Raw genomic sequence first — 25,736 nt, 5'->3', positions numbered from 1 at the left:
GATCGGCGGGGGTGAGGCCGTGCTCGGCACCGAGCCAGCAGGCCGCGAGGGGCCTGCTTGCTCGTACGGACCCTCGGATCCATAAATCTCCGGAAGGGGCACGGGTCCCCTCTCCCGTTCGGGAGAGGGACAGGGTGAGGGATGCGCGTTTTCCGGCAAAGGCTGGTCCCTCACCCCAGCCCTTTCCCGCACGGGAGAGGGGGCGCGTCGCGCCCCGCACAAGCCGGCGTGGTACCCCTTAGACCAGCATGGGAGAGGCGCCCCAGCCTCGTTCGGCAGCATAGTTGGGCCGCTTACTTCAAAGGGGAGGGCGCACGCCGGCTTGTGCGGGGCGCGACGCGCCCCCTCTCCCGTGCGGGAGAGGGCTGGCGTGAGGGACCAGCCTTTTCCGGAAAACGCGCATCCCTCACCCTGTCCCTCTCCCGCACGGGAGAGGGGACCCGTGCCCCTTCCGGAGATTTATGGATCCGATGGTCCGTACGAGCCAGCAGGCCCCTCGCGGCCTGCTGGCTCGGTGCCGAGCACGGCCTCACCCCCGCCGATCCTCATGCGATCCTTATAAGTTCGCCCGCCTCTCCGTCTCGAACCCTAACGCGGTTCAAGCCCACAATCCGGGTCGGCCGGGATCGGTCGCGGCAGGGCCGCGCCGCCCGCAGAACCGACGCGGATTCATCATGCTCGATCTCATCTTCATCGCCGCGGGGCTGGCCTTCTTCGCCCTGAGCGAGGGCTACGCCCTGCTCTGCGACCGCTTCTGAGGGGGCCGCCATGAGCCTCGACCTCACCCTCGGCGCCCTCACGACCCTCGGGCTCCTCGGCTACCTCACCTACGCCCTCGTCCGCCCCGAGCGGTTCTGAGCGGCCCGGACGGATTTTTTCCATGACCCTCAACGGCTGGATGCAGATCGCGCTGTACTGCGCGGTCGTCTTGGCGCTGGTGAAGCCCCTCGGGCTTTACATGACGCGCGTGTTCAACGGCGAGCGCACCTGGCTCTCGCCGATCCTGGCGCCGGTGGAGCGCGGCTTCTACCGCGCCGCCGGCATCGACCCACGGCAGGAGCAGCACTGGCTCGCCTATGCCGGCGGCGTGATCCTGTTCCACCTGCTCGGCTTCGCCCTGCTCTACGCGATCCTGCGGCTGCAGGCGCTTCTGCCGCTGAACCCGGCCGAGCAGGCCGCCGTCGCGCCGGACCTCGCCTTCAACACGGCGACGAGCTTCGTCACCAACACCAACTGGCAATCCTACGGGGGCGAGACCACGCTCTCGTACCTGGCCCAGATGCTCGGGCTGACGCACCAGAACTTCCTGTCCGCCGCCACCGGCATCGCCGTGGCCGTGGCGCTGATCCGCGGCTTCGCGCGGGCCTCTTCCGGCACGATCGGCTCGTTCTGGGTCGATGTCACCCGGGCGACCCTCTACGTGCTGGTGCCGCTCTGCATCCCCTACGCGCTGTTCCTGGTCTGGCAGGGCGTGCCGCAGACGCTCGGCGCCTCGATCGACGCGACCACCCTGGAGGGGGCCAAGCAGAGTATCGCGATCGGTCCGGTGGCGAGCCAGGTGGCGATCAAGATGCTCGGCACCAATGGCGGCGGCTTCTTCAACGCCAACGCCGCGCACCCGTTCGAGAACCCGACGGCGCTGTCGAACTTCGTCCAGATGGTCTCGATCTTCGCGATCGGTGCCGCGCTCACCAACGTGTTCGGCCGCATGGTCGGGGACGAGCGGCAGGGCTGGGCGATCCTCGGCGCCATGGGGATCCTGTTCCTGGCGGGCGTCTTCATCACCTACTGGGCCGAGGCGCAGGGTAGCTCGGTGCTCAACGGCCTCGGATTCGCCGGCGGCAATTTCGAGGGCAAGGAGGTCCGCTTCGGGATCAGTGCCTCGGCCCTGTTCGCCGTGGTCACGACGGCGGCCTCCTGCGGCGCGGTCAACGCCATGCACGACAGCTTCACGGCGCTCGGCGGCATGATCCCGCTGATCAACATGCAACTCGGCGAGATCGTCATCGGCGGCGTCGGGGCCGGCCTCTACGGCATGCTGGTCTTCGTGATCGTGGCGATCTTCGTGGCCGGCCTGATGGTCGGGCGCACCCCCGAATACCTCGGCAAGAAGATCGAGGCGCGGGAGGTGAAGATGGCGATGCTCGGCATCCTGTGCCTGCCGCTGATGATGCTCGGCGGCACCGCCCTCGCCACGGTGCTGCCGGCGGGCCTCGCAGGGCCGGCCAATGCCGGGCCGCACGGCTTCACCGAGATCCTCTACGCCTACACTTCGGCGGCGGCCAACAACGGCTCGGCCTTCGGCGGGCTCACGGCCAACACCCTGTTCTACAACAGCACGCTGGGCCTCGCGATGCTGGTCGGCCGGTTCTTCGTGAAGATCCCGGTGCTCGCCATCGCGGGTTCGCTCGCCGCCAAGAAGACCCTGCCGGCCTCGGCCGGCACCTTCCCGACCCATGGCGGCCTGTTCATCGGCCTCCTGGTCGGCGTGATCCTGATCGTCGGCGGGCTGACCTTCTTCCCGTCCCTGGCGCTGGGGCCGGTGGTCGAGCACCTCGCCGGCGCCGCCGGCCAGACCTTCGCGACAGGAGGCTGAGATGCCGCGCACGTTCCTGACCCGGCGCATGCCGCGCCATCACCTGATGCTGCACCGGGCGCCGCCACCCCGGCACCGGGCCGGAGCGCCGCCGCCGCGGACCTCTGACCTCGTCCTGGCGCTGCTCGGCGTCCTGCTGCTCGCGGCCCTGGCGCTGATGGCCGCCTACGCGCTGACCGCCGGCACCCCGGCCCCCTGACATCCCGAGGCGCGCCCGCGCCTCCCCGCCCCTCTCCGGACACCCGCTCCATGTCCCGTCAGACCGCTTCCCTGTTCAGCCCCGCCCTCGTCGGACCGGCCCTCGTCGGCTCCGTGAAGAAACTCGATCCGCGCGCCATGATCCGCAGCCCGGTCCTGTTCGTGGTCGAGGTCGTGGCCGCGCTCACCACCGTGCTGTTCGTCCGCGACGTCGCCACCGGCGCCGGCGACCTGCTGTTCTCCGGCCAGATCATCCTGTGGCTGTGGTTCACCCTGGTCTTCGCCAACTTCGCCGAGGCCCTGGCCGAGGGTCGCGGCAAGGCTCAGGCCGACAGCCTGCGCCGCACCCGCACCGAGACGATGGCCAAGCGCCTCACCGGCCCGGGCGAGCGCTACGAGACCGTCCCGGGCACCAGCCTCAAGGTCGGCGACGTGGTGCTGGTCGAGGCCGGCGACCTGATCCCCTCCGACGGCGAGGTCATCCAGGGCGTCGCCTCGGTCAACGAGGCCGCGATCACCGGCGAGTCCGCCCCCGTGATCCGCGAATCCGGCGGCGACCGCTCGGCGGTGACCGGCGGCACGCAGGTGCTCTCCGACCAGATCCGGGTGCGGATCACCGCGGCCGCCGGCTCGACCTTCGTCGACCGGATGATCGCCCTGGTCGAGGGCGCGTCCCGGCAGAAGACCCCGAACGAGATCGCGCTTAACATCCTGCTCGCCGGGCTGACCCTGGTGTTCGTGTTCGCGGTGGCCTCGATCCCGAGCTTCGCGTCCTATGCCGGCGGCGCGATCCCGCTGATCGTGCTGGTCGCGCTGTTCGTCACCCTGATCCCGACGACGATCGGCGCCCTGCTCTCGGCCATCGGCATCGCCGGCATGGACCGGCTGGTGCGCTTCAACGTGCTGGCCCTGTCGGGCCGGGCGGTCGAGGCGGCTGGCGACGTGGACACGCTGCTCCTGGACAAGACAGGCACGATCACGCTCGGCAACCGCCAGGCCACCGAGTTCCGGCCGGTCGCCGGGGTGAGTGCGGCCGATCTCGCCGACGCGGCCCAGCTCGCCTCGCTCGCCGACGAGACGCCGGAGGGCCGCTCGATCGTGGTGCTCGCCAAGGAGGCCTACGGCATCCGGGCCCGGGACATGGCGGGCCTCAATGCCAGCTTCGTACCGTTCACCGCCCAGTCGCGCATGAGCGGCGTCGATCTCGACGGAGTCTCGATCCGCAAGGGTGCGGTCGAGGCGGTGATCGCCTCGGTCTCTGTGCAGCCGATGGCAAGCCGGGGCTCGAACGCGGCGCTGGCCTACCAGCCGGAGGCGGAGCCCGACTCCGTCGCCGAGATCCGCGCCATCGCCGAGACGATCGCCAAGGCCGGCGGCACGCCGCTGGCGGTGGCCCGGGACGGCCGGCTGCTCGGTGTCGTCTACCTGAAAGACATCGTGAAGGGCGGCATCCGCGAGCGCTTCGCGGAGCTGCGCCGGATGGGCATCCGCACGGTGATGATCACCGGCGACAACCCGATGACCGCCGCCGCCATCGCCGCGGAGGCCGGCGTCGACGATTTCCTCGCCCAGGCCACCCCGGAGGACAAGCTGGCGCTGATCCGCGCCGAGCAGGCCCAGGGCAAGCTCGTCGCCATGTGCGGCGACGGCACCAACGACGCCCCCGCCCTCGCCCAGGCCGATGTCGGCGTCGCCATGAACACCGGAACAATGGCGGCCCGGGAGGCCGGCAACATGGTCGATCTCGATTCCGACCCGACCAAGCTCATCGAGATCGTCGGCATCGGCAAGCAATTGCTGATGACCCGCGGAGCGCTGACCACCTTCTCCATCGCCAACGACGTGGCGAAGTATTTCGCGATCATCCCGGCGATGTTCCTCGGGCTCTACCCGCAGCTCCAGACGCTCAACGTCATGGGTCTCGCCTCACCGCAGAGCGCGATCCTGTCGGCAATCATCTTCAACGCCCTGATCATCGTGGCGCTGATCCCGCTGGCCCTGCGAGGCGTGACCTACCGCGCCGTGGGCGCCGCCGCGCTGCTGCGCCGGAACCTGCTGATCTACGGGCTCGGCGGTGTCCTGGTGCCGTTCGCCGGCATCAAGGCCATCGACCTCGCCGTCACCGCCCTGCATCTCGCCTGAACCGGTCCCCTCCTGAATCGGTCCCTTGGAGACCCGCCATGCTCAGCCAGCTTCGTCCCGCCCTGGTCCTGCTCACCGTGTTGACGGCGATCACCGGCCTCGCCTACCCGCTCGCCGTGACCGGCCTCGCCGGCCTGATCTTCCCGGCGCGTGCCGCCGGCAGCCTGATCGAGCGCGACGGCCATGTCGTCGGCTCAAGCCTGATCGGCCAGAACTTCACCGGCGCCACCTACTTCCATGGCCGGCCCTCGGCCACGAGCGCCGCGGACCCGGCCGACCCGGCCAAGACCGTGCCGGCGCCCTACAACGCGTCCAATTCCGCGGGCTCCAATCTCGGCCCGACCAGCGCCGCGCTGGCCGAGCGGGTCAGGGGCGACCGCGACGCGCTGCAGGCGGAGAATCCCGGCCACCCGGTCCCGGTGGACCTCGTCACCACCAGCGGGTCGGGCCTCGATCCGGACATCTCGCCCGACGCCGCCCTGTTCCAGGTGCCCCGGGTCGCCAAGGCCCGCAACCTGCCCGAGGATCAGGTTCGCCGGCTCGTCGCCGAGCAGACCGAGGGCCGCACGCTCGGGCTGCTCGGCGAGACGCGGGTCAACGTGCTGGCGTTGAACCTTGCGCTGGATGGTCTGGGTGCGCGTTGAGGGACCATCATGGGCGGCTCTTCCACGCCAAGACAGATCCATCGCTTGGGCCGCTTGGTATTTGCAGGCTGCCCACGATGGTATGTTGATCGGCGGACCGCCGACCCAGGGCCTTTGCCGATCGCCACGCGTTCGCTTGCGCCGATCCGGGATCCGCTTCGGTCACGCAGACGCGAGAGATGTCATGAGCGACCTTGTGCAAAGAAAGGCGGATGTGATCGCCTTCTATGAGCTGATGTTCAACGCGTGTCAGCCGCGCGAGGCAATCGAGCGTTATGCGGGTGCTGCGTACATCCAGCACAATCCGCATGTGGCGACCGGGAAAGACGGGTTCATTGCGTATTTCGAACGCATGGCGCGGGAATGGCCGGGTAAGCGCGTCGCGATCAAGCGCGCCATCGCCGAGGGTGACTTCGTCGTCCTGCACTGCCATCAGCACTGGCCGGGCGGCGATGACTACGCGACCATGGATCTCTTCCGGCTCGATGATGACGGAAAGATCGTCGAGCATTGGGACGTCCTGCAAGTCCTGCCGGAGACCTCCGCCAACCCGAATGGCATGTTTTGACCGGGAGGCGCGTCCGTCCAGCTCGCGATCCGCATCGCGCAAAAGGTTGACGCGTGCGAGAATGACGGGTCCGCCATACGGCCGGATGCGGACCTCGCGATTGCCAAGCTGACCGCGGTCACCCCCGAAAAAACCATGTCCGAGACCGGCCGCGATCCGACCCGCCCCACCCCCGAGGCGCTGCTCGAAGCGGTGCGCCGGGAGTCGCGTACCCGCGGCCGGCTGAAGGTGTTTCTGGGCGCCGCCCCCGGGGTCGGGAAGACCTACGAGATGCTCACCATCGGCCGGGCCAGGGCCAGGGCCGGCATCGACGTGGTGGTCGGCATCGTCGAGACTCACGGCCGAGCCGAGACCGAGGCCCTGCTCGACGGCTTTACGGTCATTCCGCGCCGCGCCGTGCCCTATCACGGCACCATGCTCGACGAGATGAATCTCGACGCCCTGCTGGCCCGGAGGCCCGCGCTGGCGCTCGTCGACGAACTCGCCCACACCAACGCGCCGGGCTCGCGCCACCCGAAGCGCTACCACGATGTCGAGGAGCTGCTCGATGCCGGCATCGACGTCTACACGACGCTCAACATCCAGCATGTCGAGAGTCTCAACGACGTAGTGGCGCAGATCACCCGCATCCGCGTCCGCGAGACCGTGCCGGACGGCATCCTGGACCGGGCGGACGATATCGAGGTGGTCGACCTCAACCCGGACGACCTGATCCAGCGGCTCAAGGACGGCAAGGTCTACGTCCCGACCAACGCCGAGCGCGCCCTGAAACACTACTTTTCCCGCGGCAACCTCACGGCCCTGCGCGAGCTGGCCCTGCGCCGCACCGCCGACCGGGTCGATGACGAGCTGCTCAGCCACATGCAGGCCAACGCCATCGCGGGGCCCTGGAGCGCCGGCGAGCGGGTGCTGGTCTGCATCAGCGCGGATCCGCGCTCGGCCGGCCTCGTGCGCTACGCCAAGCGCGTCGCCGACCGGCTGCACGCCCCCTGGACGGCGCTGTTCATCGAGGCGCCGCGCGCGGGCAGCCGCAGCGAGGCGGAGCGTGACCGGATCGCCGAGACCCTGCGGCTCGCCGACCGGCTCGGGGGCGACGCCGTCACCCTGCCCGGCGGCCGGCGCGTCGCCGACGACATCCTGGCCTATGCCCGCTCGGCCAACGTCAACCACATCGTGGTCGGCAAGGCAGCGCGCTCCTGGCTGTTCGAGCTGGTGAACGGCTCGGTGGTGCACGACCTCGTGCGCCGCAGCGGAAATATCAGCGTCCACGTGGTGCCGGGGGAGGCCGTGCCGGCGGAGGCTCCGTCGCGCCGGCCCGTGGCCACCGCCGCCCCGGCCGCGACCGTCGCGCCCGGCCCCTACCTGATGGCGCTGCTGGCGATTGCGGCGGCGCTCGGCGCGGCGCTGCTGCTCCAGCCCTATACCGGCCTCGAGAATGCCGACCTGATGCTGCTGACCGGGGTGGTCGCGGTGGCGGTACGCTGGGGGCTCGGGCCGTCGCTTGCGGCGGTGGTGTCGGCCTCGCTCGCCTACAACTTCTTCTTCCTGCCGCCGGTCTACACCTTCACCATCGCCGACCCGACCAACGTCGCCGCCTTCCTGCTGTTCACCCTGGTCGCCGTGCTGGTCTCGAACCTCGCCGCCCGCGCCCGCCGGATCGCGATGGTGAGCCAGGGGCGGGCCAAGTCCACCGAGCGACTGTTCGGGTTCTCGCGCAAGCTCGCGGGCTGCGGCACCCTCGACGACGTGCTCTGGGCGACCTGCGCGCAGGTGGCCGCCATGCTCAAGGTCCGGGTGGTCCTGCTGCTGCCGGACGGCAAGGCCATTACCGTGCGGGCCGGCTACCCGCCGGAGGACAGGCTGGACGCCGCCGATCTCGCGGCGGCCCAATGGGCCTTCGACAACGACCGCCCGGCCGGTCGCGGCGCCGACACGTTGCCGGGCGCCAAGCGGCTGTTCCTGCCGATGCGGACCGGCCGCGGCACGATCGGGGTGATCGGTCTCGACGCGGACGGCGCCGGGCCGATCCTGACCCCCGAGGGACGGCGCCTGCTCGACGCGCTCGCCGATATGGGCGCGCTCGCCATCGAGCGGGTGCGGCTGGTGGAGGATCTCGACCGGGCCGAGCGCGCCGCCGAGACCGACCGGCTGCGCCAGGCTCTCCTGACCTCGATCAGCCACGACCTGCGGACCCCCCTGGCCTCGGTGCTCGGGGCGGCCAGCACCCTGCGCGACCTCGACGCCGACCTGCCTCCCGAGGCGAAGGCCGACCTGCTGGCGACGATCATCGCCGAATCCGAGCGGCTGAACCGCTTCATCGCCAACCTGCTCGACATGACCCGCCTGGAGGCTGGCGCCGTCGCCCCGAACCTCGCGCCGCAGGACGTCGCCGAGACCGTCGACACCGCGCTACGCCGGGTCGAGGCGGTGCTCGCCGACCATCGCGTTGCGATCGATCTGGCCCCCGACCTGCCGGTGCTCCGGCTCGACCCGGTCCTGTTCGAGCAGGTGCTGGTCAACCTGCTCGACAACGCCGCCAAATACGCCCCGGCGGGCTCGATGGTCACGGTCCGGGCCCGCCGGGAGGGCGGTCGGGTGCGCCTCGACATCCTGGACGAGGGCGACGGTCTGCCGGAGACGGACGTCGAGCGGGTGTTCGACAAGTTCTACCGGGTGCGCAAGAGCGACCGGGTCCGGGCCGGCACCGGGCTGGGGCTCGCCATCGCCCGCGGCTTCATCGAGGCCATGGGCGGCACCGTCACCGCCGCCAACCGGCGCGACCGCCTCGGCGCCGTCTTCACCGTGACGCTGCCGGTCTCGGCCCGGACCGCGCCGAAGGACATCGCCGCATGAGCCCGACCATCCTGGTCATCGACGACGAGCCGCCGATCCGGAAGCTGCTGCGCACGGGGCTCTCAACGCAGGGCTACGCCATCCTGGAGGCGCCCAACGCCGCCGCCGCCCTGGAGGTGCTGGGCCGCGACCGGGTCGATCTCGTCATCCTCGATCTCGGCCTGCCGGACATGCGCGGCCACGACCTGCTGCGCACGATCCGGGCGCGCCATCCGGAGCTGCCCGTGGTGGTGCTGTCGAGCCGCACCGACGAGGCCGGCAAGGTCGAGGCGCTGGATCTCGGCGCGGACGATTACGTCACCAAGCCCTTCGGCATGGCCGAGCTGCTCGCCCGCCTGCGCGCCGCCCTGCGCCACCAACTCGCCGTCCAGGGCGAGCGCCCGATCTTCCGGGTCGACCGGCTCTCGATCGATCTGGTCCGGCGCATCGTGAGGATCGACGAGGCCGAGGTGAAGCTGACCCCGCGGGAATACGATTTCCTGCGCGTGCTGGTGATGCATGCCGGCAAGGTGCTGACCCACGCGCAGCTGATGCAGGCGGTCTCGGTCTCCTCCGATCCGCAATACCTGCGGGTCTACATGCGCCAGCTCCGGCAAAAGCTGGAGGCCGACCCCGAGCGCCCGCGCCTCCTCCTCACCGAGACCGGCGTCGGCTACCGCCTGCGCGCCCCCGACGACGAGCCGACGTTGAAGCCGCCCGTCGTGGATAGCGGGCGTTGAGGCGCCGCGCCGCCAGCCTTCACAGCCGCAGTTCGATGCGCTCCGCGGAGAGCGATACGGCATCGGGCCGGTGGTCGGTCTCGCCCACAGCGTAATCGACCGCGGCCTCCCGGCTCCGGAACAGGCCGCCGGCCCGCCCATGGATCTCGACGGCAACCCAACGGCCTTCGGGATCCTGCCCGACGACGAACCGGGCGGTCTCCCCCGCCGGCGCGATGATGTGAAGGGTCGGCGACATCGGACGTCTGGGGTTGCCGCGATCCTCCGGGGACCGCGGCCTCAAGCTGGGCCGGGACGCGTGAGGGTTCGAGCGGGAAACCGGGCCGATCGCATGAGCGTCCCATTAGGATCGGCGGCCGGGCGAAGCCGGCCTCCACGACACAAGGCGTCGCCGCTCTAAGCGCTTGAGAATGTTAGGAGAAGAGATGGCTCCCCGAGCAGGACTCGAACCTGCGACAAGGCGATTAACAGTCGCCTGCTCTACCAACTGAGCTATCGGGGATCACGAGCGGGTCTCTACACACCGCTCTCGCGGGACGCAAGACCCTGATTGGCGCGATCGACGCGCTTCGTGAGCGCGTGCCCTCTATGAGCCGCTCGATGGGGTGTTTTGCCGGCGCTCAACCGGCAGCGATGTTGCCTTGCTGCAACATGCCGTTCAAGTCCCCGGCCGGATGGAGCGTGCAACCGCGGCCGGATTGGATTCGGCGCGCGGGTTCCGGTGCGATGCAGCGGGGTCATCCCGCCGTCATGGCAGCCGCCTAGGGGTCGGGCCGCCGAATGCAGCGCGGTCCGATGCCCGTACCACTCAGTCTCGATCCAAAAGGCCCGTCCGCCGTGTCCACCGTTCATGCCGCTGCCCTCGATCGGCGATACGCCGACATCCGGCGCGATCGGGTTTCACGCATAGGATTGGGCCGCACGGGTCCGTTCGCCTCGTCTCCGGAGGTCTGAAAAGGGTGCGCGATCCCGATGGCACCCATGAGGCCTTGGAGTCCGACCGCGAGCGCGGGAGCCGCATGCCCGACTACATCGGCCTGTCGCTGATCGGATTCCTGATCGTCGCCGTCGCGGCGCGCGTGATCCTGGCGCATTCCGTTTGAGATGGCCCGGTCGCGCAATCGGACAGCGGAGCCGCACCGCGAAGGTCAGGTTTCCCGCCGCCAAGACGATACGATGACCGAAGATTTCGAGCGTGATTTGTGTAATCCTGACGCGCCTTTTATCTTCGTGAGCGCCAATTATAGTTCAGAAATCTAAGTATAAGCGATACGCGTTTGCCGGCTATATTTAACGCAGGCGCAAGCGTTGCTATAGTACTGCCCCGTCCATCGATTCGTCCGGAAACCGGTCTCCTTCTCATGCGCATCTCTCTCGGCCTCAAGCTGACGGCGGTCGTCGGCCTGCTAGGCTTCGTAGCGGTCGGCATTTCAGCCTTCGCCATTCGCCAATCGCTCTGGGAGCAGGAGCGCGCCGCCGCCACGGACAAGATCTGGAACGCTGGTCTCCAGGCCGGTGCGCTGGGCCAGGCGATCGAGCACGCGGTCGTGCAAGCCACGGCGCTTTACACCGCCGACGACACGGCGGAGGCGCGCACGCGCCTGTCCGCGCTTCACGACGCCCTGGCTGCGGTGGAGCAGGTCCGCGTGCCGTTCCTGGAGGCGATGGAGGATCAATTGCCGCCGGACCGGCGCCGCCGGTTCGACCTGTTCGTGAAGGAATTCATCGCCTACCAGACCGACACCGCCGAACTCGGCCTGACGATCTCGCCCAAGGCGGCCCTGATCCAGGCCACCGACGAGGCGACGGTGAAGAACCGCGAGCACATGATCACCGAGATCGGCCTGCTCGGGCGCGAGGTTCTGGCCCGCCTCAACGAGCGTCGCGCCGCAGACGCCGCGGATCGCCGCCAGGCCCGTATGGCGTTGATCGTCGTGCCGGCCGTCGCGCTCGCCCTCGGGTTGCTCGCCGCGATCTGGATCATCCTCAGCCAGGTCAAGAGGCCGCTCGACCGCCTGAAGGCCAGCATGACCGCCCTGGCGGCCAACGACCTCGGCCGCACCATCCCGTTCACCCTCCGCCGGGACGAGATCGGCGAGATGGCCGACGCCATCGCGGGCTTCCAGACCGCCTTGCTCGAGAAGCGCGGGCTCGACGCCGAAGCGCAGGCCCGCCGCGACCGTGACCGCGTCCGGACCGAGCAACTGGCAGCGGCGACCCGGGCCTTCGAGGGCGAGACGCATCGCGCGGTGGCGGACCTCGCCGGATCGGCGGACTCGATGCAGGAGGCGGCCGCGACGCTGACCGGCACGGCGGGGGACATGGCCGCCCGGGCTGCCGTGGTCGCGGGAGCCTCGAGCCAGACCGCCGGCATCGTCGACAGCATCGCCAGTGCTGCCGAGGAGTTCGCGGCCTCCGCCCGGGAGATCGAGGCGCGGGTCCGGCACACGAGCGAGATCGCGGCGACAGCCCTCAACGATACCAAGCAACTTGAAGTCACGGTCTCCAGCCTGTCGCAGGCCGCGGCCGAGATCGACGCCGTCGTGACCCTGATCCGCACGGTTGCCGAGCAGACCAACCTGCTCGCCCTCAACGCCACGATCGAGGCGGCCCGCGCCGGGGCTGCGGGGCGCGGCTTCGCCGTGGTGGCCGCCGAGGTGAAGGCGCTGGCCGGCCAGACGGCGCTCGCCACCGACCGCATCACCGGGCAGGTCGGGGCGATCCAGGGCGCCGCGTCCAACACGGTCGACGCCATCGGGTCGATCGGCGAGACCATCGCCCGGATGAGCGTCATCGCCTCGGAGGTGGCCCAGGCGGCGGATCAGCAGGGCGCCGCCAGCCAGGAGATCGCCCGCGCCATCGCGGGTGCGGCGGCGGATTCCCACAAGGTCTCGGAGAGCGTCGGGGGCGTGCGCGCCGCCGCGACCTCCAATGAGGTCCAGGCCGAGCAGGTTCGGGGCAGCGCCTCCCGGGTCAGCACCGGGACCCGGACCCTGCAGCAGGCGATCGAGACCTTCCTGGGGCAGGTTCACGCCGCCTGAGGCGCGTCGCAGCGTCTCGACGCGGTCGAGGACGGGTCCAAGTCTTTGATATGGCCCCGCCTTTGATGTGACCCGCTCGCCGTCGCCGAACCGGCATCCGCTTCGGCGACGCGCAGTTCAGCCGATACGGCCGAACGGCCCCCTCCTTCGCCGCCTAGGATATTCACCCATCGGCTCGCGGAAGGCGGGACGGGCTCTCCTCCCCCTTGCGGGGAGGAGTTGGAGGTGGGGGTGGTTCAGAAGGCACCGTCAGGCTCGATCCTGCACCACCCCCACCCCTGGCCCCTCCCCGCAAGGGGGAGGGGAAAAGCTTGGTGCAGCAAGCGCTTGCTAACGGACCCGATGTGTGAATCCGTTAGCCTTCGCCGCCACCCTGCCGGGCACCGCCCCGGCCTCGCGGTGCGCAGGCCGATCCCGGTCGCCTTCGCCGGTGCGTGAGCCAGGCTGCTCAATCCGTCGGCCGCGCCTCATCCCGACAGCAATGTCCCTGAACGCGAAACTCAAAGGCGTAGGGCGCGGATGTTTCCGATTCCGCATGCCAATTCGGCATCTGTCGTTTGACCGTTCACAGAAATGACGATGGTCAATATTGTAAAGAAACGAGCATTAAAATTCAGCCGATACTTATCAACTCAATTTTCAAATATTGACAACTTTCGCGTGTATTGACGTGCTAAGGTTTATGGCGGTATCTCTATAGCCGTGCTGAAATCAGCCTCGACACCCTGACTTGCCCACCCATGTCTGCATTGCCGATCTTTAGTCCGACGGAGCTATCCCGTCATCGCCGTCCTCGCCAGGCCAGTCGGGCTGAGGCTTCGCCCTGCCGATAGCTGATCCGCGTTCGACGGCGGCTGTCGCGCGCTTCTTGAAGCCCGGGCGCGCTTTCCGACCGATCACCGGATGGTCTCGGGAGCGAAGACGCATCCATCGATACATTGCATTGCGACGACGCCATCACGCGTCGGTAGGATTGAGAAGGTTCTCGTGTTTCAGATGCGCAATTCTTTCGGTTTCAAGCTGGCGGCGGTCGTCGGCCTGCTGGGCTTCGTCGCGGTCGGCATCTCGGCCTTCGCCGTGCGTCAATCACTGTGGGAGCAGGAGCGCGCCGCCGTCACGGACAGGATCTGGAATGCCGGCCTCCAGGCCGGTGCGTTGGGCCAGGCGATCGAGCACGCGGTCGTGCAGGCCACGGCGCTCTACACGGCCGAGAACACCAACGAGGCGCGCACGCGCCTGTCCGCGTTGCAGGAAGCCCTGGCGGCGGTGGAGCAGGTCCGGGGGCCGTTCCTGGAGGCGATGGAGTATCACCTTCCGCGGGAGCGCCGGCGCAAGTTCGATCTGTTCGTGAAGGAATTCATCGCCTACCAGACCGAGACGGCGGAGCTCGGCCTGACGATCTCGCCCAAGGCGGCCCTGATCCAGGCCACCGATGAGGCAACGGTGAAGAACCGCGAGCGCATGATCGCGGAGATCGGCTCGCTCGGCCGCGAGGTGCTGGGCCGCCTCAACGATCAGCGCACGGTCGCGACCTTGGAGCAGAGCCGGGCGATCCTCGCGTTGATCGTGGTGCCGGCGGTAGCGCTCGCCCTGGGGCTGCTCGCCGCGATCTGGATCATCGTCGCCCAGGTCCAGCAGCCCTTGGCCAAGCTGAAATCCGCGATGCAGGCCCTGGCGGCGGATCGGCTCGACAACGTGGTTCCGTTCACCGACCGGCAGGACGCGATCGGCCAGATGGCGCATACGATCGCGGCGTTCCAGACGGCGATGATCGAGAAGCGAACCCTCGACGGCGACGCGCGCGCCCGCACCGCGCGGGACCTCGTCCGGACCGAGCGGCTGGCCGCGGCGACCCGGGCCTTCGAGAAGGAGACGCATCGCACCGTGGCGGATCTTGCCGCCTTGGCGGAGGCCATGCAGGTCTCGGCCGACGCGCTCTCCGGCCTCGTCGGCGAGACGACCGCGCAGATGGCCGTCGCCGCGGAGGCGTCCGACCAGACCGCCGGCGTCGTCGTCAGCATCGCCAGCGCCGCGGAGCAATTGTCGGTCGCGGCCCGGGAAATCGAGAACCAGGTCCGGCACACGAGCGTGATCGCCTCGACGGCGCTCTCCGACACGCAGGGGCTGGTGGCGACGGTGACGACCCTGTCCCAAGCCGCCGACGAGGCCGGGACCGTGATCGCGCTGATCCGCGCGGTAGCAGCGCAGACCAACATGCTGGCCCTCAACGCCACAATCGAGGCGGCCCGCGCCGGGGCTGCGGGGCGCGGCTTCGCCGTGGTCGCGACCGAGGTCAAGGATCTGGCGGCCCAGACCGCGCAGGCGACCGACCGCATCGCCCATCACATCGGGGCTATCCAGGCGGCCGCCGCCGACACGGTCGGGGCGATCGGCTCGATCGGCACCGTGGGGCAGACGATCGCGCAGATGAGTTCCATCGCCTCCGAGGTCGCGGTCGCGGCCGACCAGCAGGGGCAGTCGAGCCAGGTGATCGCCCGCGCGATCACCAGCGCGGCGCTGGAATCCCGAAAGGTCTCAGACAGCGTCGCGGGCGTGCGCGCCACCGCGGCCTCGAACGAGCAGCAGGCGGAGCATGTCCGACAGAGCGCCCTGCAGGTGAATGCCGGCACGCACAGCCTGCAACGGGCGATCGAGACGTTCCTGGCTCAGGTCGCTGCGGCCTGATGCGGAGGCCGGTTCAATCGCTCGGGCAGGTGCGCTGCGCCTGAAATGCCGGCGGCCTGATCTGAACGGCGCTGCTCAAAAAAACGATGGAGGCCTCGCCCGGAATCGAACCGGGGTGCAAGGATTTGCAGTCCTCTGCGTAACCACTCCGCCACGAGGCCCCTCGTCGCGACGCCGCGGCGTCGCCCTCGGAGCCTGACGGCCGGCTCCGGGTGGGCGTCTCTAGCAGAGGTCGGTGGCGGCAGGCAACGGTCGCGATGCGGCTTCTGCGCGGGAATATGATCTTGGTCGGAGCCGTCGGGCTATCCGGTCCGGCGTCGCGCTCTTCAGCTCTGCCAGACTCGGGGCATCGGCCGCTCGCGATAGGAGGCCAGGACACGGGCGACGAGGCCGCGCAGGGGGCCGACCGCATCCGACAGGGCCCGGATGACGAGATGCCCGTTCCACGCGCTCGCCGCCGCCTCGATTCCCGGCGTAGTGGCCTGTTCCAAGAGAGCGCGGGCTTCCTCCAGCCGCGCTTCGGCGCCATCGGAGACGTCGAGCAGGGTTGCGCAGGCCCGCGCGCCGCCGCCGATCGCCGGCCGGGCCAGAAGATCGGAGATCGGGCCATCGAGCCAAAAACTGTCGGCGTAGACGAGCCGTCCGGCCCGCCGCACGCGCCAGGCATCCGCGAACAGCCCCGCCTGGATCCGCTCGCCCCGGGCGGCACGGCCGAAGGCCACGATCTCGACGGCGAGCAGGGCGGCGCCTTCGGCCAAATCCGCCTCGAAACGCCGCCGCACCCGGGCGCGATCGAACAGGATCGTCTCCTGCGGCAGCCAGGCCAGCCGGGCGCCCTCCCCCAGGGTGACGCGGTTCTCGATCCGGCTCACCGGCCCGTCCGAGCGATAGACCTTTTCCGCCGCCGTGGTGGTCAGGACCAGATCGGCTCCCGGGGCGAGATCGAGGGCGATCGTGAAGGCATCGCCGCACGCGACTCCGCCGGCGGTGTTGACCAGGACCGCTTCCAGCGCCCCCTCCCCGCGCGGAAAGCGCAGCCGCGACGGGCCGGATTCAGCGAGATCGAGGATTCGGGTCGGGCCGGCGCCGCCGAATAGGCCGGCGCGTAGGTGGACGCGCCCAGTCGACCGCTGGCGCGCTGGCGCCTCGGGTGAACGATGTACGTCGCCTGGGCTGCCCTCCATCAGCGACGGCCAGCTTGGTCGCTCGCGACGGCTTCGATCGCGGGGGTTGGCCGATCCAGGATGCGCCGGCCGAACAGGCTCGCCACCAGCTCGACCAGCACCCGGGCGCTGCGCCCCCGATCGTCCAGGAACGGGTTCAACTCGACCACGTCGAGGGACCGGACCAAGCCGGAATCGTGCAGCATCTCCATGATCAGATGCGCCTCGCGGAAGGTCGCGCCGCCCGGCACGGTGGTGCCGACACCGGGCGCGATCGACGGGTCGAGGAAGTCCACGTCGAGACTGACATGCAGATGCGCGCCGTCCCGGGCCACGCGGTCGAGCACGCGCCGCAGGGGGGCGACGACGCCGAACTCGTCGATGGTGCGCATGTCGGTGACGCCGACCCGGCGTGCGGTCACAAGGGCGCGCTCACCGGCATCGATCGATCGCAGGCCGAACAGGTGGACGTTCTCCGGCGGCAGCGGGGTTGGCACCGGCTCGGCGAACAGGCTCGGGAAGCCCGGCTCGCCGCAGAGCGCCGCCAGCGGCATGCCGTGGACGTTGCCCGAGGGCGAGGTCTCCGGCGTGTTGAAATCGGCATGGGCGTCGAGCCAGAGCACGAATAGCGGCCGGCCCTCCCGGGCGCAGTGGCGCATCGCTCCGTCCACCGAGCCGAGGGACAGGCTGTGGTCGCCGCCGGCGGCGAGCGGCACGGAGCCGGCCTCGAGGGCAGCCTCGACCGCCCGGGACAGGGAGCGGGTCCAGGCCGCGACGGCTTGCAGGCCGCGCCCGTCGGCCGGGCCATCGGGGACGATGTCGCCGTGGTCGACCACCGCGTGGCCCAGATCGGACAGGGTCCGGGCGAGGCCGGCCGTACGGAGCGCTGCCGGGCCCATGAGCGCGCCGGGCTCGCTGGTGCCGACCTCGATCGGTGCCCCGATCAGCGCGATCCGGCGCGCCTCCTCTCGGCTGGTCTCGCTCGTCATCCGGTCCCCTCGGTCCAGGTGAAGGTCTTAGCTTGAGGTTTTGGCGCTCCGCCGATGCTCTAGGCGGACTTGCCGGGGCAAGCCACCGATTCGCGTCCGCGCTTCCCGATCGCCAGCAAGCGCCGGGCCGCGCTTCCATGAATGCGGTCGCGCCGGCTGGGCGGGGCCGTCAGGGGTGCCAACGAGGAAGTCATGCGCGCAACATCGGTTTTCGAAGGCCGTATTCATGCGGATCCGGCGATTCATCTAGAGCAGCCCCCGCTTATATCCGGGCGCTGTTGGGCAAATATTGGAAGATATACTATCGAAATAGATTAGATCGCGCGCAACGAAAACATGCTTTCGGTCTCACGTTTACCAGATTTTAGTGACATTGCCCTAAGGTTGCGGCAGTCTATCAATCCGAAGACGTTGTGGGCCTGTCATGGTGATGCTTTCGCGGCTGAGTGCGCGCCTGCCGGCGATGACGATCGGATTGGCCCTGCTCAGCGCCACCGCGATGGGCGGCTTCAGCTGGTATTCCGCCAAGTCCGGGCTGATCGACGCGGCGAACGAGCGGCTGCAACTCGCCGCTGCCGCGCGTCGGGACGGGATCGAGCTGGTGGCGGACCGGATGCAGGCCGACTTCCTCGCCGCAGCGGCGCATCCGCAGATCGTCTCGAACTTCCCCGACCTGATCGAGACCCTCGACCCGGCCAAGCCGGAGACGGCTGCGGTGGTCGAGGCGTTCCAGGCGCCGCAGACCGTCGAGGCGCGGGTCGCGCTGGACGGGAGCGGCATGTACGGGCGCCGGCACGTCAAGGTCCAGGAGGTGGCGCGCAAGCTCGTCGCCCAGGCCGGCTATGCCGACCTGCTGTTCCTCGATGACAACGGCCGCATCGTCTACACGACCACCAAGGGCGGCGACTTCGCCAAGTCGGTGGCGGAGGAGGGCTTGAAGGGCACGGCGCTCGCGCGCCTGGTCGAGCGGCTCAAAGCTGCCGACCCGAGCGCGGTCCTGTTCGAAGACTTTGCGGCCTATCCGGTGGACGGCGTGCCGGCGGCCTTCATCGGCCGGGCGATGACCAAGCGGGCCAACGTCGCCATGGGCACGGCCCAGGCGGCGGAGCGGATCGGCTTCATCGCCATGCGGGTGACGCCGACCCTGTTCGATCAGGCGCTCGCCAAGCGGACCGGCCTCGGCGAGACAGGTCAGGTCTTGGCCGCCGGCGCTGACGGGCGTCTGCGCAGCAACCCGCCGCTGAGCCAGGCGGCGAAGGCCGGCGACGGCCTCGCGCCCCTCGGGATCGCGGCGGACCGCCTCAAGGCCGGCGGCGGCTTCGAGTTCCCGGCCGCGGACGGCCCCCACATGGCGGCGGCCTCTTCGGTCAGCGTCCTGGGCGCGCCCTGGACCGTGGTGGCCGAGCAGTCGCAGGCGGAGGCGATCCACGCCGTGCAGGCGCTGTCGCGCACGCTGTTCCTGATCGGGCTCTGCGTCCTGGGGGGAACCGCCCTGCTCGGCATGCTGCTGGCGCGCTCGATCGTGTCGCCGCTCGGCGCCCTGACCCGGGCGCTCAAGGCGCTCGCCGACCGGCAGGCCCTCACGGATGTGCCGGGCAGCCGGCGCCGGGACGAGATCGGCGACATCGCCCGCGCCGTGGTCACCATCCGCGACGTGTCGCTCGAAGAGGCAGCGCAGCAGCTGCAGACCACGGAGGCGGCGCGGATGCGCGAGGAGCAGGCCCGCCGGGTCATGCTGCAGGATCTCGCCGACGATTTCGAGCGCTCGGTCGGCGGCATCGCCGAAGGGCTGAGCCAGGGGGTCGCGGCGCTTCAGGATGCGTCCGGCACCATGCGGGCCGCCGTGGCCGGCACCTCCGAGCGCTCGACCAGCGTCGCCAGCGCCGCGCGCCAGACCGCCGACAACGTCGACGCCGTCGCGGCCGCCGCGGAACAGCTCGGTGCCACCGTGCAGGAGATCGGCCGTCAGGTCGAGCAGGCCGCCGGCATGTCGGCCACGGCCGTCGACGAGGCCAAGCGGGCCGAGGGCACGATGGCGAATCTCGCCGCCGCCGCCACCCGCATCGGCGACGTGGTCGGGATGGTCTCGACCATCGCCGGCCAGACCAACCTGCTCGCGCTCAACGCCACGATCGAGGCGGCGCGTGCCGGCGAGGCCGGCCGCGGCTTCGCGGTAGTCGCGGCCGAGGTCAAGGAACTCGCGACCCAGACCAGCCGGGCCACGGAAGAAATCAGCCGTCAGGTGGCGTCGATCCAGGCGGTGACCGGCGGCGTCTCCGAGGCGATCCAGGGCATCGTGTCCCAGATCGAGGCGATGAACCACGTCTCCACCAGCATCTCGGCCGCCGTCGAGGAGCAGGGCGTCACCACGCAGGACATCGTCCGCAGCATGGGGCAGGCCTCGACCGGGACCAGCGGGATGACCACCGACATCGCCGAGGTCGCCCGGGTCGCCGGCAATGCCGGCCAGGCCGCCTCTTCGGTCGCGCAGGCCTCGGACGACCTCGCGGCCCAGTCGGAGCGGCTGCGCGCCGAGGTCTTCCAGTTCCTGCAGAACGTCCGGGCGGCCTGATCCGACCCGCAAGTCTCCGTCCCGCAAGTTCCCGGCCCGGACGGTCTCAGGCCGCCCGGGCCGGCAGCGGCGATGCCGGCTGCGCCGTCCGCCCCGCATAGACCTGCGCGGCCAGGGGCAATTCGATGGCGGCGCAGAGTCCGCCCTCGCGCCGGTTCTCCAGGATCAGCCGGCCATTATGCGCCTCGACGATCGCCAGCACGATCGACAGGCCGAGGCCGAAGCCGCTGGCCTCGTTGAGGTTGCGGGCGCGGTCGCCGCGCACGAAGGGCTGGAGCATCGCGTCGCGCTCCGAATCAGGGATGCCCGGCCCCTGATCGAGCACGCAGACCCGGATGCCCCGCTCGGAGGTCTCCATCCGGACCTCCGCCCGTCCGCCATACTTCACGGCGTTGTCCACCAGATTGGTGATCGCCCGCTGCAATTCCTCCGCCCGCCCCTGCACCAGGACGTGGCGGCTGCGCCCGACGCTCACCGCCGCGCCGAAATCCGAGAAGTCATCGCAGACCGTCTGCACCACCGAGGCGAGGTCCACGAGGCCGAGGCTGCCGGCATCGCGGGTCTGCCCATCGCGCACGAAGGAGAGCGCCGCCTCGACCAGCCCGTTCATCTGCTCCAGGTCGCGCAGGGTGGCGGTGCGGGTGTGCTCGTCCTCGATGAACTCGGCGCGCAGGCGCAGGCGGGTGATCGGGGTACGCAGGTCGTGGCTGATCGCGGCCAGCATCTGGGTGCGGTCGTCGATCAGGCGGCGCACGCGCGCCCGCATCCGGTCGAGCGCCCGGGAGACGGCGAGCACCTCGCGGGGCCCCGCCTCCGGCAGGGCGACGTGGTCGTCCCGCGTGCCGAACGCCTCCGCGGCGCCGGCGAGCCGCGCCAGCGGCGCCGTCAGGGCCCGGGTCGCCCAGACGCAGAGCAGGGCCAGGGTCAGCGCCAGAAACACGACCGTGAAGATCAAAGCCCCCTGCCGGGGCGGCCGCAGGGGGCCGTTCGGCAGCGTGGCCTGGAGGGTCGCCCCGGTCGGCGTCACCACCCCGATATGCAGCAACCCGTCCGACTGCGCCTGCTCGGGATCGATGGCGGAGAGATCGACGACAGTCACCGGCCGGCCGGCGCCGACGCGCAGGCGGTTGATGACCGGCAGGTTGGGCACGGGCGCCGCACCCGGCGGCACCGTCCCGTCCCAGGCCTCGACCCGGACCAGCGGCAGGCTGCGCCCGCTCGCCAGCAGGGCCGGCCGCACGGCCGGGTCCGCCTCGTCGAGGAGCCGCACCAGCGTGGACAGCCGGCCCGCGGCGACGCCCGGCAGCGTATCCGGGTTCTGCGGTTCGTGCAGGAGCAGGAACGCCGCGGTGGCGACCATATGGGCCACCGCGATCCCGGCCACGACCAAGAGAGCGATCTGGCCCGCGATGCTCTGCGGGCGCAGCCGGGCGCGCAGGCGCTGGAACGCGGTCATGACCGGGTCACTTCAGGCGTGAACAGGTAGCCGCCCGAGCGGATCGTCCGGATGAATTCGGGGTTGCGCGTGTCCCGCTCGATCTTCTGGCGGATGCGCGAGATCAGCACGTCGATGCTGCGCTCGAACGGCCCGGCCGAGCGGCCCTGGGTGAGATCGAGGAGCTGGTCCCGCGACAGTACGCGGCCCGGCCGCAGACAGAGCGCGTGCAGGAGGTCGAATTCCGCGCCCGTCATGGCGATCCGGGCGCCCTCCGGCGACAGAACCTGCCGGAGCGACACGTCCAGCGTCCAGCCGGCGAAATGCAGGCGCCGGCGCTCGTCCGGATCGGGCGCCTCGGCGGCGACCCGGCGCAGGATCGCCCGGATCCGGGCCAGGAGTTCCCGGGGGTTGAACGGCTTGGCGAGGTAATCGTCCGCGCCGAGCTCCAGGCCGAGGATGCGGTCGACCTCCTCGGATTTCGCGGTCAGCATCAGGATCGGGATCTGTGACGAGGCCCGCAGGCGCCGGCACAGGCTCAGCCCGTCCTCACCCGGGAGCATCAGGTCGAGCACGATCAGGTCGATGCGCGATTCCGCCAGCGCCCGGTCCATCTCGGCGCCGTCGCCCGCCAGCGTCACGCGACAATCGTTGCCGCGCAGGTAGCGGGCGACCAGGGCCGAGATCTCCCGGTCGTCCTCGACCACGAGGATGTGGGGTGTGGCGGGTGCGGTCATCGCGCAGGAATCGGCGAGCGGATCGGCGAGCGTCATCAGGTGATTATGCGCCGAAGCGGCGATTATTCGAAGATGCGCGCGGGAACCATTTTGTAAGCGCGTGTTTCCAGCACAGCCGTAGCTGTGGCGGCGAATGGATTCCGGGAGAGACCATGACCACCAAGGCGGCCAAGCCGGATCCGATCGCGCCGAAGCCGCCCGAACTGGCCTCGCCGTGGCACACGCCCGCGCGGGCCGCGCTCCAGGCCGAGGCCCGCGATTTCGCCCGCGACACGGTGCTGCCGCTCGCCGACGAGCTCGACCGGCAGAAGGCCGAGATGCCCCGGTCGCTCATCGACGCCATGGCCGAGAAGGGCTGGTTCGGCATCACGATTCCCGAGGGGCAGGGCGGCCTCGGCCTCGGCGTGTTCGAGTATTGCCTGGTCTCGGAGGAATTGGCCCGGGCCTGGCTGTCGGTGGGCAGCATCCTGGCCCGCGGCCAGGGGCTCGGCACTCAGACCCTCGACCCGGAGCGGAGGGCCGACCTGCTGCGGCGCTCGGCCAAGGGGGCTTGGATCGGCTCGATCTCGCTGTCGGAGCCCAATGCCGGCTCCGACCTCGCCGGGGTACAGACCCGGGCGGTGCGGGACGGCGACGATTGGGTGCTCACCGGCACCAAGCGCTGGGCCGGCTTCGCCAAGGGTGCCGACTTCGTCGAGGTCCTGGCCCGCACCCGCGATCCGGAGCCCGGCGAATCGCGCTCGGCCGGCCTGGAGCCGTTCCTGGTGGTGAAGGACCGGGACATCTTCCCGCCCGGCATGACCGGCCGGGTGATCGACAAGATCGGCTATCACGGATTCCAGACCTTCGAGCTCGACCTCGACGGCGTGCGCGTGCCCGAGAGCGACCGGCTCACCGGCCTCTACGGCGACCAGGGAGCGGACGCCGATTCCGGCGGCTTCGCCTCGGTCCAGCGCGGGCTCAACATCGCAAGGGTCCACACGGCGGCCCGGGCGGTCGGGGTGGCGCGGGCGGCCGTGGAGGATACGCAAGCCTACCTGCAGGAGCGCGTCCAGTTCGGCCACCCGATCGGCGATTTCCAGGCCCTGCGCTTCGCGCTGGCCGACATGGCCGCGGAGGTCGCCCAGGCGCGGGCGTTCTGGCATCAGGTCGCCCACCTCCTCGACCAGGGCGAAGCGGCCGAAAGCGAATCCGCGATGGTGAAGCTGCTCGCCGCCGAGATGGCCGTGCGTGTCACCAACCAGGCGATGCAGCTCCACGGCGGCAACGGCTACACCACCGAGCGGCGGGTCGAGCGCTACTGGCGCGATGCGCGGCTGACCACGATCTTCGAGGGGACCAGCGAGATCCAGCGGCGGATCATCAGCGACCGGATGCTGCCGCGACCGGGGGCGTGATCGATCGCGGCTCCGTGCGGCGAATCGTCGAGCCGGACTCCCCGCCCCGTCCGGTCTGGCTACCTCACCGGGATCTCTCTTGCGCCGCACCATCGGCGCAGCCGCCATTCGGAAGCCCCGTGTCGAAGCCCATCAGCGACTACGCCCTCATCGGCGATACCCATTCCTGCGCCCTGATCGCCCGGGACGGCTCGATCGACTGGCTGTGCTGGCCGCGCCACGACTCGCCGGCCCTGTTCCTGAAGCTCCTGGACGACGACAAGGGCGGCGCGTGCAGCCTCGCCTTCGCGGGGCTCGAGGGCACCGAACGCCGCTACCTGCCCGACACCAACATCCTGGAGACCACCTTCACCACCGCCACCGGGCGCGCCCGGTTGCTCGACCTGATGCCGGTCAGCCCGCCGAGCCCGGAGCCCGACGAGGGCCCCGACGGCGAGGGCGAGAGCCGGCTGATCCGGCTGCTCACCTGCGACAGCGGGCATGTTACCGGCCGGTTCGTGGTGCGCCCGACCTTCGACTACGCCCGCCGCCCCTGCACGCCGATCGTCGAGGGCCGGTCCGTCCTGTTCGAGGCCGGGGATTGCCGCCTGCGCGTCAACGCCTTCCCGCAGCCGGACCTGGCGGGCGACGAGGCCGAAGTCGCTTTCAGCCTCGCCGAGGGCGAGACCGCCTATCTTGTCCTGACCCATGGCGAGGACAACGAGGACGCCTGCATCGACGATTTCGCCGGGGCGCAAAGCCGGCTGGAGACCACGAGCGAATACTGGCGCCGCTGGAGCGCCCGCAGCTCCTATCAGGGCGCCTACCGGGATGCCGTGATGCGCTCGGCCCTGTGCCTCAAGCTCCTGACCTACTCGCCCACGGGCGGGATCGTGGCGGCGGCCACCGCGGGGCTGCCGGAGGCGGTACCGGGCGACCGCAACTACGATTACCGCTTCACCTGGATGCGCGACGCCGCCTTCACGGTCACCGCGTTCGTGATGCTCGGCTATGTCCGCGAGGCCGCCGAGTTCCTGCGCTTCCTGCGCGAACGGGACGGGTCCTACGGGCGCGACACCAAGCTGATGTACGGCATCAGCGACGGCATGCCGTCGGAAGAGGTGCTGGACCACCTCGCCGGCTGGAACGGCGTCGGCCCGGTGGTGATCGGCAACCTCGCCGAGGCCCAGGACCAGCACGACATCTACGGCGAGTTGCTGAGGGCGCTCTGCGTGTTCCTGGAGGCGGTCGATTACGACCCGCCCGAGAAGGTCAACGACCGCCTGCCCGAGGTGCTCGACAACCTCACCGCCCGGGCGATCCGCCACCGGCACGACGCCGATAACGGCATCTGGGAATTGCGGACCGGGCCGCGCCACCAAGTCCACACCAAAGCGATGATCTGGGTGGCGCTGACCGACGCCGCCCGGATCGGCCGCAACATCAAGGGCGTCCCCGCCGAGAAGATCGCCGCGTGGGAGCGGATCGCATCCGAGGTCCGGGCGGAGTATCTCGACAAGGGCTGGAGCCCGGAGAAGCAGGCCTATACCGGCGCCTACGAATCCCACCACCTCGACGCCGCCGTGCTGCGCGTCGCCCTGTTCGGGGCGCTCGATCCGTCCGAGCCGCGCACCCGCGCGACCCTGGAGGCGATCGAGCGGGAACTCGGCGACGGCGACCTGATCTACCGCTACCGGATGGATGACGGCCTGAAGGGCGATGAGGGCACGTTCACGGCCTGCGCGTTCTGGCGGGTCGGCTGCCTCGCGCTCGACGGCCGCACCAGCGAGGCGAAGGCGGTGTTCGAGCGGCTGATCGCGCGCGGCAACGATGTCGGCCTGTTCGCCGAGGAGATCGACGCGGCCACCGGCGAGCAGCGCGGGAACGTGCCCCAGGGTTTCTCGCACATGGCGCTGATCAACGCGGCCCTGCGGCTGGAGGACAGCATCGACCGGTTCGGCTTGGTCGACGCGATCGAGCGGCGGGCGGCCGAATAAGCAAACTCACGGCCGCGTCCC

General features: G+C 70.2%; 19 protein-coding genes and 2 tRNA genes. 14 read left to right on the top strand and 7 right to left on the bottom strand.

The annotated features are described in order from the left end of the window. Nucleotides 1–768: 768 nt before the first annotated feature. The 8 genes from MKL20_RS08675 (at nucleotide 769) to MKL20_RS08640 (ending at nucleotide 9,720) form a co-directional block, all read left to right on the top strand. The gene (locus tag MKL20_RS08675; protein ID WP_007559906.1) at nucleotides 769–858 is read left to right on the top strand and encodes a K(+)-transporting ATPase subunit F; all 90 of its coding nucleotides are present in this window, start codon (nucleotides 769–771) and stop codon (nucleotides 856–858) included. 22 nt (nucleotides 859–880) lie between these two features. After that, nucleotides 881–2,596, top strand: a complete 1,716-nt coding sequence (gene kdpA, locus MKL20_RS08670; protein ID WP_244036341.1) for a potassium-transporting ATPase subunit KdpA — start codon at nucleotides 881–883, stop codon at nucleotides 2,594–2,596. 1 nt (nucleotide 2,597) lies between these two features. Further along, nucleotides 2,598–2,795, top strand: coding sequence for a hypothetical protein (locus tag MKL20_RS08665; protein ID WP_244036340.1), 198 nt, complete (start codon nucleotides 2,598–2,600; stop codon nucleotides 2,793–2,795). Between the two features lie 50 nt (nucleotides 2,796–2,845). Continuing rightward, complete coding sequence (gene kdpB, locus MKL20_RS08660; protein ID WP_244036339.1) at nucleotides 2,846–4,936, top strand: potassium-transporting ATPase subunit KdpB; 2,091 nt, start codon at nucleotides 2,846–2,848, stop codon at nucleotides 4,934–4,936. 38 nt (nucleotides 4,937–4,974) lie between these two features. Beyond that, nucleotides 4,975–5,580 carry a K(+)-transporting ATPase subunit C gene (locus tag MKL20_RS08655; RefSeq protein WP_244036338.1) on the top strand — a complete coding sequence of 202 codons (606 nt, stop codon included), beginning with the start codon at nucleotides 4,975–4,977 and terminating at the stop codon, nucleotides 5,578–5,580. Between the two features lie 184 nt (nucleotides 5,581–5,764). Beyond that, nucleotides 5,765–6,148: a nuclear transport factor 2 family protein gene (locus tag MKL20_RS08650; RefSeq protein ID WP_243970217.1), complete on the top strand. Its 384-nt coding sequence runs from the start codon at nucleotides 5,765–5,767 to the stop codon at nucleotides 6,146–6,148. 135 nt (nucleotides 6,149–6,283) lie between these two features. Next, nucleotides 6,284–9,001 carry a sensor histidine kinase gene (locus MKL20_RS08645; RefSeq protein ID WP_244036337.1) on the top strand — a complete coding sequence of 906 codons (2,718 nt, stop codon included), beginning with the start codon at nucleotides 6,284–6,286 and terminating at the stop codon, nucleotides 8,999–9,001. Next, complete coding sequence (locus MKL20_RS08640; protein ID WP_244036336.1) at nucleotides 8,998–9,720, top strand: response regulator; 723 nt, start codon at nucleotides 8,998–9,000, stop codon at nucleotides 9,718–9,720. The genes MKL20_RS08645 and MKL20_RS08640 overlap by 4 nt, the downstream gene beginning before the upstream one ends. 19 nt (nucleotides 9,721–9,739) lie before the next feature. Here MKL20_RS08640 and MKL20_RS08635 read toward each other — a convergent pair whose 3' ends face one another. Both MKL20_RS08635 and MKL20_RS08630 read right to left on the bottom strand, forming a co-directional pair. After that, nucleotides 9,740–9,958, bottom strand: a complete 219-nt coding sequence (locus MKL20_RS08635; protein WP_244036335.1) for a hypothetical protein — start codon at nucleotides 9,956–9,958, stop codon at nucleotides 9,740–9,742. A gap of 188 nt (nucleotides 9,959–10,146) precedes the next feature. Then, nucleotides 10,147–10,222, bottom strand: a tRNA-Asn gene (locus tag MKL20_RS08630). A 457-nt stretch (nucleotides 10,223–10,679) separates the two neighbouring features. Between MKL20_RS08630 and MKL20_RS08625 the strand changes: the two genes are divergently transcribed. The 3 genes from MKL20_RS08625 (at nucleotide 10,680) to MKL20_RS08615 (ending at nucleotide 15,446) form a co-directional block, all read left to right on the top strand. Beyond that, nucleotides 10,680–10,823, top strand: coding sequence for a hypothetical protein (locus MKL20_RS08625; protein WP_244036334.1), 144 nt, complete (start codon nucleotides 10,680–10,682; stop codon nucleotides 10,821–10,823). A 258-nt stretch (nucleotides 10,824–11,081) separates the two neighbouring features. Further along, nucleotides 11,082–12,761, top strand: a complete 1,680-nt coding sequence (locus MKL20_RS08620) for a methyl-accepting chemotaxis protein (protein WP_244036333.1) — start codon at nucleotides 11,082–11,084, stop codon at nucleotides 12,759–12,761. A 996-nt stretch (nucleotides 12,762–13,757) separates the two neighbouring features. Then, complete coding sequence (locus MKL20_RS08615) at nucleotides 13,758–15,446, top strand: methyl-accepting chemotaxis protein (RefSeq protein ID WP_244036332.1); 1,689 nt, start codon at nucleotides 13,758–13,760, stop codon at nucleotides 15,444–15,446. 87 nt (nucleotides 15,447–15,533) lie between these two features. On the opposite strand, the gene MKL20_RS08610 is transcribed toward MKL20_RS08615, so the two are convergent. From MKL20_RS08610 to rocF, 3 genes are all read right to left on the bottom strand, one after another. Beyond that, a tRNA-Cys gene (locus MKL20_RS08610) sits at nucleotides 15,534–15,607 on the bottom strand. A 165-nt stretch (nucleotides 15,608–15,772) separates the two neighbouring features. Beyond that, a complete protein-coding gene (locus tag MKL20_RS08605; RefSeq protein WP_244036331.1) occupies nucleotides 15,773–16,630 on the bottom strand; it encodes an urease accessory protein UreD in 858 nt (285 codons plus the stop codon). After that, entirely contained in the window at nucleotides 16,630–17,598 is a 969-nt protein-coding gene (gene rocF, locus MKL20_RS08600; RefSeq protein ID WP_244036330.1) for an arginase, read from the bottom strand. Before rocF ends, MKL20_RS08605 begins: the two co-directional genes overlap by 1 nt. Nucleotides 17,599–18,022: 424 nt before the next feature. Here rocF and MKL20_RS08595 point away from each other — a divergent pair, with 424 nt between their 5' ends. Next, nucleotides 18,023–20,170 (top strand): methyl-accepting chemotaxis protein, encoded by a 2,148-nt coding sequence (locus MKL20_RS08595; protein WP_244036329.1) that lies wholly within the window; start codon nucleotides 18,023–18,025, stop codon nucleotides 20,168–20,170. 46 nt (nucleotides 20,171–20,216) lie between these two features. Here MKL20_RS08595 and MKL20_RS08590 read toward each other — a convergent pair whose 3' ends face one another. Continuing rightward, nucleotides 20,217–21,626 carry an ATP-binding protein gene (locus MKL20_RS08590; RefSeq protein WP_244036328.1) on the bottom strand — a complete coding sequence of 470 codons (1,410 nt, stop codon included), beginning with the start codon at nucleotides 21,624–21,626 and terminating at the stop codon, nucleotides 20,217–20,219. Beyond that, nucleotides 21,623–22,378, bottom strand: a complete 756-nt coding sequence (locus MKL20_RS08585; protein ID WP_243970241.1) for a response regulator — start codon at nucleotides 22,376–22,378, stop codon at nucleotides 21,623–21,625. Before MKL20_RS08585 ends, MKL20_RS08590 begins: the two co-directional genes overlap by 4 nt. Nucleotides 22,379–22,494: 116 nt before the next feature. On the opposite strand from MKL20_RS08585, the gene MKL20_RS08580 reads away from it, so the two are divergent. Continuing rightward, a complete protein-coding gene (locus MKL20_RS08580; RefSeq protein WP_244036327.1) occupies nucleotides 22,495–23,739 on the top strand; it encodes an acyl-CoA dehydrogenase family protein in 1,245 nt (414 codons plus the stop codon). A 119-nt stretch (nucleotides 23,740–23,858) separates the two neighbouring features. Then, nucleotides 23,859–25,715 carry a glycoside hydrolase family 15 protein gene (locus MKL20_RS08575; RefSeq protein ID WP_244036326.1) on the top strand — a complete coding sequence of 619 codons (1,857 nt, stop codon included), beginning with the start codon at nucleotides 23,859–23,861 and terminating at the stop codon, nucleotides 25,713–25,715. Nucleotides 25,716–25,736: the final 21 nt, after the last annotated feature.

This window comes from Methylobacterium sp. E-066 (assembly GCF_022829635.1).
Taxonomy (GTDB): Bacteria; Pseudomonadota; Alphaproteobacteria; order Rhizobiales; family Beijerinckiaceae; genus Methylobacterium.
This window is presented reverse-complemented; position numbering and strand designations above follow the sequence as displayed.

Bases quoted from the DNA above. Each gene is read 5' to 3' on its own strand.
- MKL20_RS08675 (WP_007559906.1), top strand. From the start codon at position 769: ATGAGCCTCGACCTCACCCTCGGCGCCCTCACGACCCTCGGGCTCCTC.
- kdpA (WP_244036341.1), top strand. From the start codon at position 881: ATGACCCTCAACGGCTGGATGCAGATCGCGCTGTACTGCGCGGTCGTC.
- MKL20_RS08665 (WP_244036340.1), top strand. From the start codon at position 2,598: ATGCCGCGCACGTTCCTGACCCGGCGCATGCCGCGCCATCACCTGATG.
- kdpB (WP_244036339.1), top strand. From the start codon at position 2,846: ATGTCCCGTCAGACCGCTTCCCTGTTCAGCCCCGCCCTCGTCGGACCG.
- MKL20_RS08655 (WP_244036338.1), top strand. From the start codon at position 4,975: ATGCTCAGCCAGCTTCGTCCCGCCCTGGTCCTGCTCACCGTGTTGACG.
- MKL20_RS08650 (WP_243970217.1), top strand. From the start codon at position 5,765: ATGAGCGACCTTGTGCAAAGAAAGGCGGATGTGATCGCCTTCTATGAG.
- MKL20_RS08645 (WP_244036337.1), top strand. From the start codon at position 6,284: ATGTCCGAGACCGGCCGCGATCCGACCCGCCCCACCCCCGAGGCGCTG.
- MKL20_RS08640 (WP_244036336.1), top strand. From the start codon at position 8,998: ATGAGCCCGACCATCCTGGTCATCGACGACGAGCCGCCGATCCGGAAG.
- MKL20_RS08635 (WP_244036335.1), bottom strand. From the start codon at position 9,958: ATGTCGCCGACCCTTCACATCATCGCGCCGGCGGGGGAGACCGCCCGG.
- MKL20_RS08620 (WP_244036333.1), top strand. From the start codon at position 11,082: ATGCGCATCTCTCTCGGCCTCAAGCTGACGGCGGTCGTCGGCCTGCTA.
- MKL20_RS08615 (WP_244036332.1), top strand. From the start codon at position 13,758: ATGCGCAATTCTTTCGGTTTCAAGCTGGCGGCGGTCGTCGGCCTGCTG.
- MKL20_RS08605 (WP_244036331.1), bottom strand. From the start codon at position 16,630: ATGGAGGGCAGCCCAGGCGACGTACATCGTTCACCCGAGGCGCCAGCG.
- rocF (WP_244036330.1), bottom strand. From the start codon at position 17,598: ATGACGAGCGAGACCAGCCGAGAGGAGGCGCGCCGGATCGCGCTGATC.
- MKL20_RS08595 (WP_244036329.1), top strand. From the start codon at position 18,023: ATGGTGATGCTTTCGCGGCTGAGTGCGCGCCTGCCGGCGATGACGATC.
- MKL20_RS08590 (WP_244036328.1), bottom strand. From the start codon at position 21,626: ATGACCGCGTTCCAGCGCCTGCGCGCCCGGCTGCGCCCGCAGAGCATC.
- MKL20_RS08585 (WP_243970241.1), bottom strand. From the start codon at position 22,378: ATGACGCTCGCCGATCCGCTCGCCGATTCCTGCGCGATGACCGCACCC.
- MKL20_RS08580 (WP_244036327.1), top strand. From the start codon at position 22,495: ATGACCACCAAGGCGGCCAAGCCGGATCCGATCGCGCCGAAGCCGCCC.